The organism is Micromonospora sp. AMSO1212t (assembly GCF_008868145.1).
GTDB classification, from domain to species: Bacteria; Actinomycetota; Actinomycetes; order Mycobacteriales; family Micromonosporaceae; genus Micromonospora; species Micromonospora tulbaghiae.
Window position 1 is genome coordinate 1 of record NZ_WBKS01000316.1, and the last position, 446, is coordinate 446.

A 446-nucleotide genomic window follows, 5' to 3' on the forward strand; every position below is an offset into this window, starting at 1 on the left:
GTGCGCTGGCGATTCACCAGGGTCAGGCCGAGGGCGTCCTCCAGGCTGCGGATGCGCCGGCTGAAGGCCGGCTGGGTGACGAAGCGCTTCTCCGCCGCCTGGGAAAAGCTGCGGGTGCCGGCCAGGGCGATGAAATCCTCCAGCCACGTCAGTTCGAGGTTCACGACGGGAAAGGCTCCGGTACTGCGACGACACGTCCGCCATCATACCAGCGTCACATCCAACATTATGCCGTTTGTGCATGAGGCAGCGTTTAACAGCATTGGCCACGAAATCGTCACATCCTTAGTCTAGTGGGCATCGCGGCGCTGGCCGTGTCCCTCTGAGACAAATCCCGTCATGTCCCCCGTTGCATCTTCCCGTATCGAGAAAGACCTGCTCGGCACCCTCGAAGTGCCCGCTGACGCCTACTACGGCATCCAGACCCTGCGCGCCGTGAACAACTT

Annotated in this window: 1 protein-coding gene; it reads right to left on the reverse strand. The window is 61.9% G+C overall.

All coding sequences use genetic code 11. The features are described from left to right. The coding region (locus F8279_RS31020) for a LysR family transcriptional regulator (RefSeq protein ID WP_151501734.1) at positions 1-164 on the reverse strand (164 nt) is incomplete at its 3' end. Positions 165-446: the final 282 nt, after the last annotated feature.